This window comes from Chryseobacterium sp. GP-SGM7 (assembly GCF_049166575.1).
Classification (GTDB): domain Bacteria; phylum Bacteroidota; class Bacteroidia; order Flavobacteriales; family Weeksellaceae; genus Chryseobacterium.
The window spans coordinates 422,847-439,240 of record NZ_JBMHFF010000002.1; the positions used below are offsets into that span (position 1 = coordinate 422,847).

At 36.4% G+C, this 16,394-nt stretch carries 11 protein-coding genes; 4 read left to right on the forward strand and 7 right to left on the reverse strand.

Translation table 11 applies throughout. The features are described 5' to 3' along the window. Positions 1 to 103 precede the first annotated feature (103 nt). Both ACOOWA_RS10730 and ACOOWA_RS10735 read right to left on the reverse strand, forming a co-directional pair. A complete protein-coding gene (locus tag ACOOWA_RS10730; RefSeq protein ID WP_421375140.1) occupies positions 104 to 2,149 on the reverse strand; it encodes a M16 family metallopeptidase in 2,046 nt (681 codons plus the stop codon). A 53-nt stretch (positions 2,150 to 2,202) separates the two neighbouring features. Further along, the gene (locus ACOOWA_RS10735) at positions 2,203 to 3,516 is read right to left on the reverse strand and encodes a M16 family metallopeptidase (protein ID WP_421375142.1); all 1,314 of its coding nucleotides are present in this window, start codon (positions 3,514 to 3,516) and stop codon (positions 2,203 to 2,205) included. Positions 3,517 to 3,737: 221 nt separating this feature from the next. Between ACOOWA_RS10735 and ACOOWA_RS10740 the strand changes: the two genes are divergently transcribed. From ACOOWA_RS10740 to ACOOWA_RS10750, 3 genes are all read left to right on the forward strand, one after another. Beyond that, entirely contained in the window at positions 3,738 to 6,074 is a 2,337-nt protein-coding gene (locus ACOOWA_RS10740) for an ATP-dependent helicase (protein ID WP_421375144.1), read from the forward strand. 127 nt (positions 6,075 to 6,201) lie between these two features. After that, on the forward strand, positions 6,202 to 8,910 hold the full coding sequence (locus ACOOWA_RS10745; protein WP_421375146.1) for a TonB-dependent receptor plug domain-containing protein: 2,709 nt from the start codon (positions 6,202 to 6,204) through the stop codon (positions 8,908 to 8,910). Positions 8,911 to 9,040: 130 nt separating this feature from the next. Beyond that, complete coding sequence (locus ACOOWA_RS10750) at positions 9,041 to 9,862, forward strand: alpha/beta hydrolase (RefSeq protein ID WP_421375148.1); 822 nt, start codon at positions 9,041 to 9,043, stop codon at positions 9,860 to 9,862. Between the two features lie 79 nt (positions 9,863 to 9,941). Here ACOOWA_RS10750 and ACOOWA_RS10755 read toward each other — a convergent pair whose 3' ends face one another. From ACOOWA_RS10755 to ACOOWA_RS10775, 5 genes are all read right to left on the reverse strand, one after another. Next, entirely contained in the window at positions 9,942 to 11,783 is a 1,842-nt protein-coding gene (locus ACOOWA_RS10755; protein ID WP_421375149.1) for a carbon starvation protein A, read from the reverse strand. A 192-nt stretch (positions 11,784 to 11,975) separates the two neighbouring features. After that, positions 11,976 to 13,061, reverse strand: coding sequence for a serine hydrolase domain-containing protein (locus ACOOWA_RS10760; protein WP_421375150.1), 1,086 nt, complete (start codon positions 13,059 to 13,061; stop codon positions 11,976 to 11,978). 72 nt (positions 13,062 to 13,133) lie between these two features. Beyond that, the gene (locus ACOOWA_RS10765; RefSeq protein WP_421375151.1) at positions 13,134 to 14,096 is read right to left on the reverse strand and encodes an alpha/beta hydrolase fold domain-containing protein; all 963 of its coding nucleotides are present in this window, start codon (positions 14,094 to 14,096) and stop codon (positions 13,134 to 13,136) included. 61 nt (positions 14,097 to 14,157) lie between these two features. Continuing rightward, positions 14,158 to 14,541 carry a DUF3037 domain-containing protein gene (locus ACOOWA_RS10770; RefSeq protein WP_421375152.1) on the reverse strand — a complete coding sequence of 128 codons (384 nt, stop codon included), beginning with the start codon at positions 14,539 to 14,541 and terminating at the stop codon, positions 14,158 to 14,160. Continuing rightward, positions 14,528 to 15,301: a HipA family kinase gene (locus ACOOWA_RS10775; RefSeq protein WP_421375154.1), complete on the reverse strand. Its 774-nt coding sequence runs from the start codon at positions 15,299 to 15,301 to the stop codon at positions 14,528 to 14,530. The genes ACOOWA_RS10770 and ACOOWA_RS10775 overlap by 14 nt, the downstream gene beginning before the upstream one ends. 180 nt (positions 15,302 to 15,481) lie before the next feature. On the opposite strand from ACOOWA_RS10775, the gene ACOOWA_RS10780 reads away from it, so the two are divergent. Further along, positions 15,482 to 16,330 (forward strand): alpha/beta hydrolase family protein, encoded by an 849-nt coding sequence (locus ACOOWA_RS10780; protein WP_421375155.1) that lies wholly within the window; start codon positions 15,482 to 15,484, stop codon positions 16,328 to 16,330. Positions 16,331 to 16,394: the final 64 nt, after the last annotated feature.

The following is a 16,394-nucleotide window of genomic DNA, read 5'->3' on the forward strand; positions in this document are numbered from 1 at the left end:
ATGGGCAAATTTAATCTTTTTTTACCGAACAACAAAATAAGATTTAGGCTAAAAACAAAAAACGGCAGCAAAAGCCACCGTTTTTATTGAAATATATGTATTCTTATTTGAAGTCAGAATCTTTAGCCTGGTTTACTTCGTAAGATTTTACCTTCATGGTCATATCCATTCCCATTTGGTTAACGGTAATGGTGTAAGGCATTTTTACGCCGGCAACATCTTTGTAATCAGCAAAAGTAGTAGGAACAGACATTTCCTGTCCTTGGGTTTTCACTGTTTCAGTTTCTCCGGTTTTAAGACCTGTTTTCACACTGTAATAGTAAGCTTTATCACCCGATTTGATTGCATAAGAATCTTCACCGTTGATTTTTTCAATTCCTGTCAGTTTATAATCGCCAGATTTAGCAAAACCTAATTCTTCGAAAAGCTCAGTGTTTTTTAAGTTATCAGCAATTTCTTCTTTGGTCATCGCTACTTTTTGTCCCTGTTGCTCAGAATATCCTGTTTTACCGTCAAAAACCTGTTTCTGAAGAGTCATTGCTCCCATAGAGACAGTCTGAAGTTCTTTTCCCCCTTGAGCTTTAATGATTTTAAAATCAAGGTTTTGTCCCTGCATAGACATTGTTGCATTCGTTGTGTAAGAATTTACTTTTGCCAGGTTAGCTTTTCCGCCAATTGCAGCAATATATTTATCTACAACAGAAGCAACTGTTACACCTGCATCAACTTTCTGAGCAGTTGGTTTCGCAACCGGGTTTGCATTAGCATCGTAGTATTTTACCGGATAACCCAGTTTTTCCAGTCCTTCCGAAATATCCGAAGCTTTACCGGCAACGAAGATTCTGCTTTGGTTTGGTAAAACATTCGTTTTTACAGCATTTGAAACGTCAGCAGCAGTTACTTTATCGATTGATTTTAAATAATTGGTATAAAAATCAGCAGGTAGATTATTTACTTTTTGGTTTAAAGCAAATCTTGCAATAGTTGCAGGCTGCTCTAATGCCATAATGAAACTTCCTTTCAGTTTAGCTTTAGCATTTGCTAATTCTTCTGGTTTTACAGTAGAAATAGCATTCAATTCGTTCATGAATTCTTTTACAGCCTTATCTGTAACCTCATTTCTTACGCTTGCTTCAGCTGAAAACTCAGGAGAATATTTGCTTGCAGTCATGCTTGAATAAGCGCCGTAAGTGAAACCGTTTTTCTCACGAAGATTCATGAAAAGTCTCGCTTCACCACCACCACCAAGAATGTAGTTGGCAATTGTTGCAGGGAAATAATTAGGATCATTCATTTTTAATGATGTAAGATTTCCTACAGAAACTACAGATTGTACTGCTGAAGGTACATCAACGATGTCGATCTCAGTTTTGGCAACATTATTTGCAGGCTCTAAAGCTGCAAATTTAGTATCTGCTTTTTTCCAATTGCTGAATGCTTTTTCAACCATTGGCTTGATTTTGTCAAATTTTACATCACCTACAATAACCAGGTAAGCATTGTCTGGAGCATAATATTTTTTGTAAACGTTTTGTACGTCTGCCAAAGTGATTTTTTTGATAGATTCTTCCGTTTCAAATTCACCTCTGGAAGTATTTTTTCCGTAAGCTAAAGCATTAGAAACTCTTGAAGCTATAGAAGAAGCGTTTTTTTCTTCGGATTTTAATCCTTCAATTGTTCTTAGCTTTGCAGTTTCAATTTCTTCTGCAGAAAACTTAGGATTAATGATTGCATCAGACATCAATGTCAATACTTGCGGGAAGTATTTTGAAAGAGAATTTGCTGAAGCTCCGGAAGATGAAAAGTTTAAGCTTGCTCCCAGATAATCAATTTTCTTGTTGAATTCGTCTTTGCTAAGAGTCGTTGTGCCATTATCTAGCTGACTTGCCATGATTTCACTTACTCCGGCAATATCACCTTCGAAGTAAGGTTGTCTGTCCATAGAGAGACTCATGTTAACTCTTGGAAGTTTATTATTTTCAACCACCATTACCGTTAAACCGTTCTTTAACTGGAAAGTTTTTGGCTGAGCAATGTTAATCACAGGCGTTGGTCCCGGTTTTGGCATTGCGTTAAGATCAATTTTTTGTGCAGAAAGCATTCCTGAGAATAAAAATGCTACTGCTATATAGGTTAATTGCTTTTTCATTTGTAAAAATTTAATTTTAATAATTCTTTTTAAAACGTAAGGTCTTAAAGAAATTATTTTTTTTCAGGTACGTAATTGATGATTACTCTTTGGTTAGAATTAAGATACTTTTTCGCAGCATTTTGCAAATCTTGCTTCGTAATAGATTTGTAGATATCTATTTCTTTGTTGATTAAGTTTGTATCTCCCATCAAAACGTGGTTTGTCGCCAATGAAGAAGCAATACCCTGAATACTGGAATTGGTATTTACAAACTGGTTCTCATATTGGTTTTGAAGTTTTTGATAATCTTCATCCGAGATCAAAGTAGTCTGTACTTTTTTTATCTCAGCATCGATGTCGGCTTGTAAAACCTGCTTTGTTGTAGCTCCCATTGGGATTGCAAAAAATGCAAAAATGCTGTAGTCTTCCATTCCTTGGTTGAAAGCAGCTACCTGAAGAGCTTTTTTGTCCTGATCTACCAATTTTTTGTATAAAACTGAAGATTTACCGCTGCTTAAATAAGAAGAAAGCATATCTAAAACATAAGCATCTCTGTCTTTGTTGCTTGGTGTTCTGTAAGCGAAAATATAAGCAGGAAGCTGAATATTTGCATCCGTTGCAGTAACTTCTTTTTCCTTTGTAATAGGCGCATCTTTAGGGAAGTTTTTCGGAGTTACCGTTCCTTTAGGAATGCTTCCGTAATATTCTGAAATCCATTTTTTGGTTTGTTCAGGCTTGATGTCTCCTGCAACAACCAAAGTAGCGTTGTTTGGAACATAGTATTTCTTGTAGAAAGCTTTAAACTCGTCTAATTTTGCACCGTTCAAATCCTCAATAGAACCAATTACAGAACCGTGGTAAGGATGATTGGTGAAAAGATTTTGCTGAATTGTGTTGAAAAGGTTTCCGTAAGGCTGGTTATCCATTCTCAATCTTTTCTCCTCTTTTACAACTTCTCTCTGAGTATCTACACCAATTTGGTTGATTTCTGCATGACGTAATCTTTCAGCTTCCATCCAAAGTCCCAATTGCTCGTTGTTGGAAGGGAAAGTTTCGTAGTAATACGTTCTGTCCATGCTTGTATTGGCATTGTTTTGTCCTCCGTTTGAAGAAACAATTTTGAACCAGTCCCCTCTTTTGATGTTGGGAGTTCCTTCAAATAAAAGGTGCTCAAAAAAATGTGCAAAACCAGTTCTTCCTTTTATCTCGTCTTTACCACCAACGTGATACATTACCGCTGTAGTAACTACCGGAGCAGTATTATCCTGATGAAGGATTACATGCATACCATTTGGTAAATCATACTCTTCGAATTTGATTTGTTGTGCATTCAGCATCACTCCAAAAAAAGCAGCAGCTGCAACACTAAGAAGTCGTTTTTTCATAAAATAGAAATTGTTTTGTCAATGAGTGGTAAAATTAAACTTAATGTTACAAAAAATTTAATATTTTTTTAAGAATTTTAGAGTTTGCTTAAATTAAAATATCAGGTCAAATTTTTATAATCGTAAAACTGTATTTTCACCAAGTATTTTGATTGAAAGTAAATACAATTTGAATTCTCCTTATAATACACTAATTTTGTGTTCCCAAAATTTTTTGCAGTATGGAGGATTATTTGAAAGGACTGAATGAATCACAGTTTGAAGCCGTTACCAGTTTACAGGGACCCTTGATGGTTCTTGCCGGAGCGGGTTCCGGAAAGACGCGTGTTCTCACGATGCGTATTGCCCATTTGATTACCAATGGAATTGATCCTTTCAATATTCTTTCGTTGACGTTTACCAATAAAGCAGCAAAAGAAATGAAAGAACGTATTGCAAAAGTGGTCGGTCAAAGCAATGCGAGAAGCCTTTGGATGGGAACTTTTCACTCTGTTTTTGCAAGAATCCTGAGAAGTGAAGCACATTATTTGGGTTACCCTTCCAATTTTACGATTTACGATCAGCAGGATGCTTTGAATGTGCTTAAAAAATCCATTAAAGACCTTAATATTGATGGTGATCTTTATAAGCCTAAAAAAGTTCTTTCAAGAATTTCAAATTATAAAAACAATCTGATTACCGTAAAAGCTTACGAAAATAATCCTGAATTGATGGAGGCTGATGAAAAAGCCAACATGAAATTTATGGGAAAAATTTATAAGAAATATGTTGAAGAATGCTTCAAAAACGGGTCGATGGATTTTGATGATTTATTATTAAAAACCAATGAGTTATTGACAAGATTTCCCGAAGTTTTAGCCAAATATCAGGACAGATTCAGGTATATCTTGGTGGATGAGTATCAGGATACAAACCACTCTCAGTATTTAATTGTAAAAGCTTTAGCCTCAAAATTTGAAAATATTTGTGTGGTAGGAGATGATGCGCAGTCGATTTACTCTTTCCGTGGAGCGAATATTTATAATATTTTAAATTTCAAAAAAGATTATCCTGAAGCAATGACGGTTTCGCTGGAGCAGAATTACCGTTCGACCCAAAATATTGTGAATGCAGCCAATGTTGTCATTGCAAAAAACCTTCAGCAGTTTAAGAAAAATGTTTTCAGTGAAAATGAAGTTGGCGAAAAAATAAAAATTTACCGTTCACTTTCCGATGCTGATGAAGCCAATTTTGTTGCCGGAAATATTTGGGAACTTCACAATCGAGAACAAAGAAAGTTCAGCAATTTTGCGATTTTATACCGTACGAATTCTCAGACACGTGCTTTTGAAGACGCTTTAAGAAGAAAAAATATTCCGTATAAAGTTTATGGAGGTCTATCGTTTTACCAAAGAAAAGAAGTTAAAGATTTACTAGGTTACTTAAGGCTTTTAGTCAATGAAAATGATTCTGAAGCTTTAATGCGAATTATCAATTTTCCCACGAGAGGAATTGGTGAAACGACTCAAAATAAATTGATTGTATTTGCAGATTCTCAAAATTTGTCGATATCAAAAGTTTTAGACAATCTCCCGATTTATGCACCGCATTTAGGCTTTAACAATGGTGTAATTACCAAGCTGAGCGATTTTTGGTCGATGATAAAAGCATTTCAGGTTTTGCTTAAAACAGAAACGGCTTATAATGTTGCCATGGAAGTTGCCAAAAGAAGTGGTTTAATTAAATTTTTAAAAGACGATCAGACTCCGGAAGGAATTTCGAGAGTAGAAAACGTACAGGAACTGATGAACTCGATGCAGGGTTTCATCGAAGAACAGATGCAGATAGAAGATGGTGACCCGAGTTTACCGAATTTCCTTGAAAATATCGCCCTTTCAGCCGACACTCAGGATAAAAAGAACGGTGATGAAGATATGGTTTCGTTAATGACGATTCACTTGTCAAAAGGTCTTGAATTTCCGGTCGTTCACTTGGTTGGGTTAGAAGAAAATTTATTTCCGAGTTTCATGAGCTCGGCAACCAGAGAAGATTTGGAAGAGGAGAGACGTTTATTCTATGTTGCTCTTACTAGAGCTGAAAAACAAGCATTCTTCTCGTATGCAGTTTCTCGTTTTCAGTGGGGGAAAATTACCGATGCAGAGCCTTCAAGATTTTTAAGTGAAGTGGATGAAGAATATATTGAATTCTTAAATCCTGCAATGGAAGGCAGATTTATCAACAAATCTGGGATAAGTTCCAATATTTTTGATGAGCATCCTTCTGAAGTGAGAAGTTTCAAAAAGGTTGAGAAGAAAACAATCTCCAAAAGCGAAAATGATAAGCCAATTGCTGAACCAAGAAAACTAAAGCCCGTTGCCACCGCAAGAATTATCAACCCAAGCGGAGCATCTTCGCAGGACATTGAAGTGGGAGATAAAGTGAGACACGACCGTTTCGGCATTGGTGAGGTGGCCTTTTTAGACGGAACCGATCCTCAGAATATAAAAGCAAAAGTGGTTTTCCTGCATGAAGGTGAGAAAAATTTAATACTGAAATACGCTAAACTTACCAAGATTTAAAAAAAAAGAATATCATGTCTAATGATTTTTTATCATTTATTAGTCTATATATTTTGTAGACTAATAAATATCCTTACATTTGCTCCCTGGAAAAAACATAAATTTTAAATAATTAACAGCAACAAGGATGAAAAATAAAAAGACAATTTTCTCTTCTTCGGTTTTATTTTTCTTGGGAACTTATGCAGCAGCTCAGGAAAAAGATACAGTGAAGACAGCAAATGTAGAAGAGGTAGTAATTTTGGGATCAAGAAGCGGGGCAAGATCAAAAGTAGACAGCCCGGTTCCTGTAGATGTATTCAATATACGTGAAGCATCGGTTGTATTGCCACAGACTACCATTGGGCAGGTATTGAATGCTATTGCACCCTCATTTACTTCAACCATTCAGACCAATGCAGACGGAACCGATCATTTGGATCCGGCTCAGTTGAGGGGATTAGGTCCTGATCAGGTTTTGGTTTTGGTCAATGGAAAGAGAAGGCATACTTCGGCTTTGGTCAATGTAAACGGATCACCGGGAAGAGGAACGGTGGGGACAGATTTAAATGCAATCCCTTCTTTCGCAATCAGCAGAATAGAAGTATTAAGAGACGGAGCTTCCGCTCAATATGGTTCTGATGCGATAGCAGGTGTGATCAATTTAGGTTTAAGAAGAGATATCGGGAAGCTTACCGGACAATTAACTTATGGTGGAAACCTTACCCCCACTGCCAATGACCATACCGGAGACTTTGACGGGCAAAATATCCAGGTCGACCTTAATTATGGTAATAAAATAGGTAACAAAGGCGGATTTTATAATATTACATGGTCTTCACAGTTCAGAAATCCTACTTACAGAGCGGGAACAGAAAGCGGATCCATTTTTAATGCCTATAATGCGATAGAAAAGCGTGCTTTAAATGATGGCGTTAATCTTTCATCGTTATTTACCAATATAGGTACCACTCCCAACTCTCAACAATTGATCAACTATATCCATCAATATGCTCAAGGGGTAGATTATTTTTCGCCACAGCTACAAAGTCAGATTCAGGGAGCGAGTACGATAGCAGGATTGCAAAGTATTTTAGGAGCCAATGTTACCGATCAGGAATTAGCATACAGAGGTCTTTCGAGAAAAGATTTTAATATGCAGGTAGGGCAGTCTAAGCTGAACAATCACCAGCTTTTTGCAAATATTGAAATTCCATTAACTGACAGCTGGAAGGCATATACATTTGGTGGATACAGCTTCAGACATGGAACTTCAGGAGGTTTTTACAGAAGACCTAATCAGAGCAGAACATTTACAGGATTGTATTCAGATGGCTATCTTCCTCAGATCGGAACAGATATTCAGGATTTATCTTTATCTACAGGCATCAAAGGAAACTGGGATGGATGGGATGTAGATTTCAGCAATACTTTCGGACGAAATTCTTTTGATTACACGATTGAACGTACAGGAAATACTTCTTTAAGATTTGCTTCTCCAAGCGAGTTTGACGCCGGAGGACTCAGATTTTCTCAAAATACAATCAATTTAGACTTCTCAAAAAAATATGATGTCTGGAAAGGCATTAATGTAGCCTTCGGAGCAGAACACCGGTACGAAAATTTCAAAATCACAGCAGGAGAAGAGGCTTCTTATGCTACTTATGACGCTGCAGGAAATTTATGGAACGGAACGACTCCGAGAGCAACAGATTTCTTTGGAAATGCTCTTCCTGGCGGATCACAGGTGTTTGGCGGATTTAAACCGATCAATGCTGTCAACAAAAACAGACAGGCGGTTGCTGGGTATGCAGATGTAGAATTGAATTTTACCGACTGGTTTTTGGTAGATTTGGCTGCGAGATATGAAAATTATTCAGATTTTGGCTCTACATTTAATTATAAACTGGCTTCCAGAATTAAACTGGCTAAAAATTTAAATTTCAGGTTTGCGGGGTCTACAGGCTTCCGTGCCCCTTCTATTCACCAGATTTATTATAATGTAACCTCCACTCTTTTCACAGACGGAACTTTAAAAGAAGTGGGAACTTTCAGCAACGACTCAAAATTGGCAGAGCTTTTAGGAATTCCCAAGCTGAAGCAGGAGACTTCAAAATCGGCGAGTGCAGGCTTTACCTACAGAATTCCTTCAGCAAATCTGACATTTACGGCAGACGGATATTTTACCAGAATTGATGACAGGGTTGTGCTTACAGGGCAATTTCCAAGAACGGTTGCCTCGGAAGCTTTTGATGCTGAAGCAGTAAATGCGGCGCAGTTTTTTACCAATGCCATTGATACCGAAACCAAAGGTCTGGACGTTGTCATCTCTCATACAGCGAGATTTTCGGACGTTAAATTTGATAACAGCTTTGCTTTAAATTTAAACCAAACCCGAAAAGTTGGGGGAATACATTCTTCCGGCGCTTTACAGGCTGCTAATCTGGAAAGTACATATTTTTCTGAAGCAGCACGAATTTATCTTGAAGAAGCAGTGCCAAGAACCAAAGCAAGCTTATCTCATACTCTTTCATGGAAAAATGCTACATTCTACTTGAGAAATACATATTTCGGAAAAGTAACAAGTCCGGATATTATTGATGCAAATGGTGATGGAATAATTTCACCAAATGAACACCAGACGATTACAGATAAAATTATTACCGATCTTTCCTTAGCGTATCAATTTACCAAAAGTGTAGGTTTAACAGCAGGAGTTAATAATCTGTTTGACATTTATCCTACTAAAAACCTTACGGCTTCTACCAATAATGATCAGTTTATCTATTCGCGTTCTACTTCACAGTTTGGGCAGAACGGAAGATATGTTTTTGCAAGACTTAATTTCAATTTTTAATAGTTTATAGTTTATAGTTTGATTTTAAAACGGGTTCAAATTTTTTTGAATCCGTTTTTCTTTTTTTAATTATAATCTTAAAGTTCTTTTTTTCCATAAATTCCTATCTTTAGTTTTCAATAAAATTAAAATGAAAAAATCCTTAATCATTCTATCTGTTTTTCTGTTTTCATTTCCTTTATTTTCTCAGGAATACCAAACTATTTCCAATGTTCATTATTATGATGAAAAAACCAATAAATCTGATGTGTATATCAATGAAAGATGTGTTTTGGATGTTTATGTTCCAACCAATGTTAAAAATTTTTCAACCATTATCTGGTTTCATGGTGGCGGAATTACAGGCGGAGAAAAACATATTCCAGAAGAGCTTAAAAATAAAGGCGTTGCCATAATTGCTGTTAATTACCGACTTTCACCCAAAGTAAAAGCTCCGAAATATATTGAAGATGCTGCAGCTGCCACAGCCTGGGTTTTTAAAAATATTAAAACTTATGGTGGAAATGAAGATTTGATTTTTATAACAGGACATTCTGCAGGCGGTTATCTGGCTTCAATGGTTGGTTTAGATACATTTTATTTGAATAAATATCAGATTGATGCTAATAAGTTGGCAGGAATTATTCCTTTCAGCGGACAGATGATTTCTCACTTTACAACAAGAAAAGAAAAAGGAATTGAAGAATTGGATGCTCGAATTGATGAAATGGCACCGCTTCATTTTATCAGGGCAGATGCGGCACCTTTGCTTTTAATTACAGGCGATCGTGAGAAAGAACTCCTCGGAAGATATGAAGAAAATGCTTATATGTGGAGAATGATGAAGCTGAAAGGTCATAAACAAACGACTTTATATGAACTTCAGGGCTTCGATCACGGCGGGATGGCGGTTCCTGCTTTTCCATTACTATTGAATGAAATTAAAAGAGTTGAGAAACTTCAAAAGAAGTAATATCTAATTTTTTAAGCGGAAATAATTTCGGCGTGGGCAAAGCCCGCGCCGAAACACACATATAATTCAGTTAAGAAATTTATCGCTCTACCAATTCTTTGACATTTTCGCCGTAGAAATCGGTATGTGAAGTTTTCACCTGTAACAGTTGATACCATTTTCTGAAAGCTCCAACGAAAACTACAAGCATTAAAACCATTGCCACAATTGCCAAAGTAGCCAATAAATATTGTTGTTTCGGAATATAAATATCCATCACCTGAATATAACCTGCCCAAAATGTAATAATCGCCATAAAAATTCCCGGAATTGCAGAGCATAAAGCATATTTCCCACGATTTAATCGGATGAGCATTGTGGTACAGACGATTAATCCACATGCTGCAAGCAATTGGTTACTGATCCCGAAAAGCGGCCAGATGCTGCTTACGTTTCCTGTGAAAACCAAGTATCCCCAGGCAAATGTAAAAAGTAAACTGCTGATGATAATTCCAGGCGTCCAGTTTTTATCATTAAATTTCGGAATAACAGAACCCAGCATTTCCTGTAAAAAGAATCTTCCAACTCTTGTTCCTGCATCGATAGCTGTCAAAATAAAGACTGCTTCAAACATAATTGCAAAATTATACCAATATGCCATCAACTGATCCATATAAGGAATTTTGTTGAAAATATGGGCCATCCCAACTGCTAAAGAAACGGCACCACCTGTTCTTCCGTGTAAATCTATCCCGATTTTTTCTGAGAAATAATCAATATCAACACCATGCAAACCTGGATGCGTTGCAAGAAACGCATCATAGGTATCTTTAGGAGTGTTAATAGCAAAATAATCTCCGGGCATTAAAGTACAAGCAGCGATAAGAGCCATTAATGCTACAAAACCTTCTACAAGCATTGCTCCGTAACCTACAAAAAGAATTTCTTTTTCTCTGTTCAGCATTTTTGGAGTTGTCCCTGTCGCAATCACTGCGTGGAAACCTGAAATCGCTCCACATGCAATGACAATAAAGATAAATGGTAAAACCGGACCGCCAATTACGGGACCGCCACCATTGATAAATTCAGACAGAGCAGGCATTTGAATTGTTGGGTGAATTACAATTACCCCAATTGCCAACATAATGATAGTGCCTATTTTCAAATAGGTTGAAAGGTAATCTCTAGGAACTAAAAGCAACCAGACCGGCAATACAGAAGCTAAAAATCCATACAAAGGGATAGCAATAGAAATCGTTGTAATATCCCAGGTGAACATATTATTCATCGTTTCGTTCTGCATAAGATTATGTCCGCCGATGATTCCTGCAATTAATAGAACACCACCCAAAATACTCGCAAACGTCACTGAATTTTTTCTGTAACGCATAATCAGTCCCATTATAATCGCAATTGGCATTGTAATAACTACTGTAAATAATGACCAGGAAGCTTCATGCATTGCATTGATACACGCTAAAGAAAGTCCGGCAAGTGTCAAAATAAGGATGAATAAAATGGCAAAACCAGCGACTGTTCCGGTAGTTTTACCGATTTCTTTAGAAGCGATGGTTGCTAAACTCTGACCTTTGTGCCTTACAGATGCAAAAAGTACCACCATATCGTGAACGCCACCTCCCAAAACACAGCCAATCAAAATCCAGATGGCACCGGGAAGATAACCGAATTGTGCTGCCAGAACGGGTCCTACTAAAGGACCTGCTGCTGCAATTGCCGCAAAATGATGTCCAAAAAGTACATTTTTGTTTGTAGCAACGTAGTCTTTTCCGTCGGCAAATTCTACGGCGGGAGTTGTATTTTTGTCGTTCAGGCGTAATACTTTATTCGCCAGGAAAATTCCGTAGAAACGGTAAGCGATTGCAAAAATCAGCAGTGAGGTGAACACTAACGTCAATGCATTAATTCCATTTAGAAATTCCATATTTTTTGAGTTTTATGTAAATAAATAATTAGGGATTTACTTAATTTTTTGAGAATAATTGAAGCATACCGCCAAGATACTTATTTTATACACAAAATATAAAAAATGTATATCAATTTAGCAAAATAAAAATTAAACACTTCCGAATTATTGATTCACAAGGAAACTTTATGTATAAAACTATAAGTGATTTTAGTTGATTACTGCGTTTATTTTCTGCCAAAGCATATCATCAAAGTCCGATAATGCGAGGTTAACATTGTCTGCAGCGTCTCCCATTCTGATGACAACCATTTTTTTTGACGGAACAACATATATTTTCTGATCATTTTTTCCCAAAGCACAATACATATCGTCGGGAGCATTTGGAATTAATTTTCCGTTAAACTGAAATTGGGTTTGAGGCATATGATAGCTTGATTTTCCATTCAGCCACCAAAGATAGCCATAAGCTAGATTGATATTCTGAGAAGTATGGGTTGCAGCCTGAAAATAGGTCGGGTTAATAATTTGATTTCCGTTCCAGTTCCCATTATTTAGGGCTAAAAGCCCGAATCTTGCCATACTTTTAGTAGTGCTCCAATATACACTGTTATCACCGGATTGAACCCAGTTGCCAGACATTCCGATTTTATCACGGAGTTTTGCATTGAAGTATTGAGACCAGCTCTGACCCGTTGCTGCTGCCACGACATCCTGGAGTTTTACATAAACATTATGATACGCCCATCGTGTTCCTGCATCTGCTTTATACTGAAGATTTGACGGAGAAACATCGTCGCCTAAACTGTCATCCAACCCTGATGTCATCGTCAGAAGATTTTTGCAGGTAATTAAATTTTCTTTAGCCAAAGGAGCGCTCGTCCATCCTGTTCCGATGTACTGTGAAACTTTATTGTTGATATTAATAAAACCTTCCTGCTCGGCAATTCCCGTTACTGTTGAAGTCAAAGTTTTACCGGCACTTGCCCAGTACCAAGGTGTTGTAGAAGTATGACCGTTGAAATAATATTCCATTACGATTTTCCCGTTCTGGAGAATCATGAAACTTTTAGAATGTTTCAGTTCAAGATAGTTTAACAAATCAGAAACTTTTTCCTGATGCCAATTCAGACTCGCCAGTGATTTTGTTTCCCATATATCAGAACCAATAGCTGGAAAATACATGGCCTCTGGCTGAGTCGGAACTTCCTGTACAGGATTTTCTACAGAATCTTCGGAACTGCAATTTATTAAAGATAAACTGACTAAAGCAGCAAGTAGTAATTTTGTTTTCATATCTAAAATTAGTTTTTTATTGACAATTTTTTAGATATAGAAAAAGTTTTTAAGTTAAATCTTCCCCATCAATTACTTTTTCTGCGAAATAATAAAATTCACCATTTTATTATTCAGCTCTTCCTGGTAGGATTTATCTATAGTATAAAAACCGTGATTTCCTTTTTTCACGATAATGAACTGATGTTCCGTATTTTGGTTATTCAGCATTTTATTTAATCTTTTGGAATGTCTTATCGGAGCAATTTTATCTTTATTTCCATGCAGAATTAATGTAGGAACGGTATTCTGAGTATACGTTAAAGGCGAAATGGTTTTGCAGAATTCCACCACTTCTTTTTTATTTTCTTTACTATCTAAACCTGTTATTCCTTTGATGAGTTTTCCTCTTAAATCAATAATTTTCTTTGAGATTAAGCCTACCGTCAGTAAAAGCGGTTTTGGAGCTCTCGTGTGGAGTAATCTGTTCATATCAACCGGCCCGAAATTATCGACTATATAATTGACTTTTGCAGAATATTGCGAAAGTTGAGCGTCACCCACAAAATCTTTATCTTCTGTATAAGCACTCAGTAGCGAAAGATGTGCTCCTGCAGAAACGCCCCACATCCCGATATTGTTTTGGTCTAAATTATATTGATCTGCATTTTTACGAACCCATCGCACAGCATCTTTTGTATCCTGAATTGGCGCAGGAAAATGTACCGTTTCACTCACCAAACGATAATTGATGCTGATGACGGCATAGTTTTTTTCTAAAAGTTTCAAAATCGTACTTTCCACATAATTATCTGCAAAAATCACTTTGTCACCTTCTACCCATGCGCCGCCGTGAACGTATATCACAACAGGAAGTTTTTTATTTTCGGAATTTTTCGGACGGTAAATATCCAATTTAATTTTTTTTCCGCTTTCGTCTGTTTTGTAAACAATATTTTCTGAAACATTGGCTTGATCAAAAAGAATGATACTTTTCTTTTTTTGAGAAAATCCAAACGTGGAAATTGTCAGTAAGAATAAAAAAAATAGGTTCATTAAAAACCTATCGTTCAATATATTTGAGTTTAAAAATCTCATAAAATATTTTTTTGCTGTGTTATTTCACTAGTTCCTCAAAAAGTTTACCAAAAGTTAATTCCAGATTTTTAGATTTCCCCGGATGAGGTCGGGAAGTCTGAACTACAGCACTTCTCACCGCCGTTAACCAACGGAATCTGTCTGGGATTTCGAGTTGTGCAATCGGCCCGCCGTCTTTTTTTCCTTCAGCGATATTTTTAAAACTTTCAAGATTTTTTATAACATCTTCATAGTCCAGTTTGCTGTGCATCAGCTTAAATTTGTCCGGACAAAGATAAAATTCCACTTTAATAAATTTTTCTCTTTTCGAAAACATCACCAATCCGATATTGAAAAATTCCTGTCTCTCAACTTTCGGTACCAAACGTATTACGGCATATTCGTATATTTTATCCTCTTGCATTTTTGGCTTCGTTTACAAAGATTTGAGAATTTTCTAACCGTGTTTTCAGGAAATTAAAATACACTTCCCGAATTTCATCCGGACTTTCTTCCGCATCATTCCAATGCAGCCAATCTTGAGGAATTAAATTAACAATTTCTCTGAATACATTTTCATTTAAAATCTGATGCGCAAACTGATCGGCTTCATCCAATTTTGTCGCTTGCGGAAGCAAAACATGGTCTTTTACATATTTGAAAGGTGTTTTCGCAGCCGTATCAAAGTTCTGCCATGAATGATGGAAATAAAAAGACGCTCCGTTATCGATGATCCACAATTCTTTATGCCACATCAAAAGATTGGTATTCTTAAAAGTACGGTCAATATTAGTAATAAATGCATCCAGCCAAACAATTTTTGAAGCTAAAAGCGCATCAACTTTTACACTGGAATCAAATGCAATCGATTCTGAAAGATAATGAAGTCCTAAATTTAAACCTTCAGAATTCTTCAGCAGGTCCTGAATTTCTTCATCAGCTTCAGTCCGTCCGAAGTCTACATCGAGATTAGCAAAAACCAGCTCGGGAATAGATAAGCCGAGAGCTTCAGTAATTTTCCCGCCTAATAATTCAGAAATTAGCATTTTTACGCCGTGACCTGCACCACGAAATTTCAAAACATACTTAAAGTCATCATCCGCTTCTGCCAAAGCCGGGAGAGAACCTCCTTCCCGAAGTGGCAAAATATAGCGCATCACCGTTACCGTTCTTAAATCCAACATAACGCAAAAATAAGGTTTTCCTTTGTGTTTAAATCTATTTGTGCTATTTTTAGGATTAAATTTTAAGAATATTTGTAAAATTCTCACGCAAATAAAAACTGATCCGGCAGATTTTATACGAATCTAAAATCTGCGTAATCTTTTTAATCTGCGAGAAATTAAATTTAAAGAAATCAAAATATGAAAGTCACCAAAAATAAAAATATCATACTTCCCAATCCTGAAACAAAAAATTTTCTGGCTGATTCATTTTATCAGGAATCTGAAGAAAAGCTTCCGTTAATTATTTTTGTTCATGGTTATAAAGGTTACAAAGACTGGGGAGCGTGGGATTTAATGGCTGAAAAGTTTGCTGAAGCTGGTTTTTTCTTTGTTAAATTTAATTTTTCCCACAACGGAACAACAGTTGAAGATCCAGCCAATTTCGCAGATTTAGAAGCCTTTGGAAATAATAATTATTCAAAAGAACTTTCAGATCTAAAGTTTGTGATTGATTATTTCTGTAAAAATGAAAAGGTAGACAGTAATAAAATAACATTAATCGGTCACAGCAGAGGGGGTGGAATTTCCATTATTAAAACCTGTGAAGACATTAGAATTAATGGTTTGATTACTTTAGCCAGTGTTGATTCTTTAGAAAGGTTTCCAAAAGGTGAGGCTTTCGAAAACTGGAAAAATAAAGGAGTTTATTACGTTGAAAACGGAAGAACGAAGCAGCAGATGCCTCATTATTATCAGTTTTTTGAAGATTTTGAAACTCATTTTCACCGTTTCGATGTGGAACGGTCAATGGAAATGGCAAAAGCTCATGTTTTGATCATTCATGGGACAAATGACGAGTCGGTAAGCGTAAAAAATGCCGAACATTTGCATCTTTTAAATCCGAATACCGAATTGTATTTAATTGAAAACGCCAACCATACCTTTGGAGCAAAAGAGCCTTGGGAAGAAAATGAATTACCTGAAGATATGAATGAAGTTGTGGAAAAATGTATTGATTTTATTACCGAAAAAATCGTGAATGAATAAAGGCCGGAATAGGGAAGCTGGAGGATTGAAGTTGAAATTATACTGCATATTTTTACAGTTTTTA

Bases quoted from the DNA above. Each gene is read 5' to 3' on its own strand.
- ACOOWA_RS10730 (WP_421375140.1), bottom strand. From the start codon at position 2,149: ATGAAAAAGCAATTAACCTATATAGCAGTAGCATTTTTATTCTCAGGA.
- ACOOWA_RS10735 (WP_421375142.1), bottom strand. From the start codon at position 3,516: ATGAAAAAACGACTTCTTAGTGTTGCAGCTGCTGCTTTTTTTGGAGTG.
- ACOOWA_RS10740 (WP_421375144.1), top strand. From the start codon at position 3,738: ATGGAGGATTATTTGAAAGGACTGAATGAATCACAGTTTGAAGCCGTT.
- ACOOWA_RS10745 (WP_421375146.1), top strand. From the start codon at position 6,202: ATGAAAAATAAAAAGACAATTTTCTCTTCTTCGGTTTTATTTTTCTTG.
- ACOOWA_RS10750 (WP_421375148.1), top strand. From the start codon at position 9,041: ATGAAAAAATCCTTAATCATTCTATCTGTTTTTCTGTTTTCATTTCCT.
- ACOOWA_RS10755 (WP_421375149.1), bottom strand. From the start codon at position 11,783: ATGGAATTTCTAAATGGAATTAATGCATTGACGTTAGTGTTCACCTCA.
- ACOOWA_RS10760 (WP_421375150.1), bottom strand. From the start codon at position 13,061: ATGAAAACAAAATTACTACTTGCTGCTTTAGTCAGTTTATCTTTAATA.
- ACOOWA_RS10765 (WP_421375151.1), bottom strand. From the start codon at position 14,096: ATGAACCTATTTTTTTTATTCTTACTGACAATTTCCACGTTTGGATTT.
- ACOOWA_RS10770 (WP_421375152.1), bottom strand. From the start codon at position 14,541: ATGCAAGAGGATAAAATATACGAATATGCCGTAATACGTTTGGTACCG.
- ACOOWA_RS10775 (WP_421375154.1), bottom strand. From the start codon at position 15,301: ATGTTGGATTTAAGAACGGTAACGGTGATGCGCTATATTTTGCCACTT.
- ACOOWA_RS10780 (WP_421375155.1), top strand. From the start codon at position 15,482: ATGAAAGTCACCAAAAATAAAAATATCATACTTCCCAATCCTGAAACA.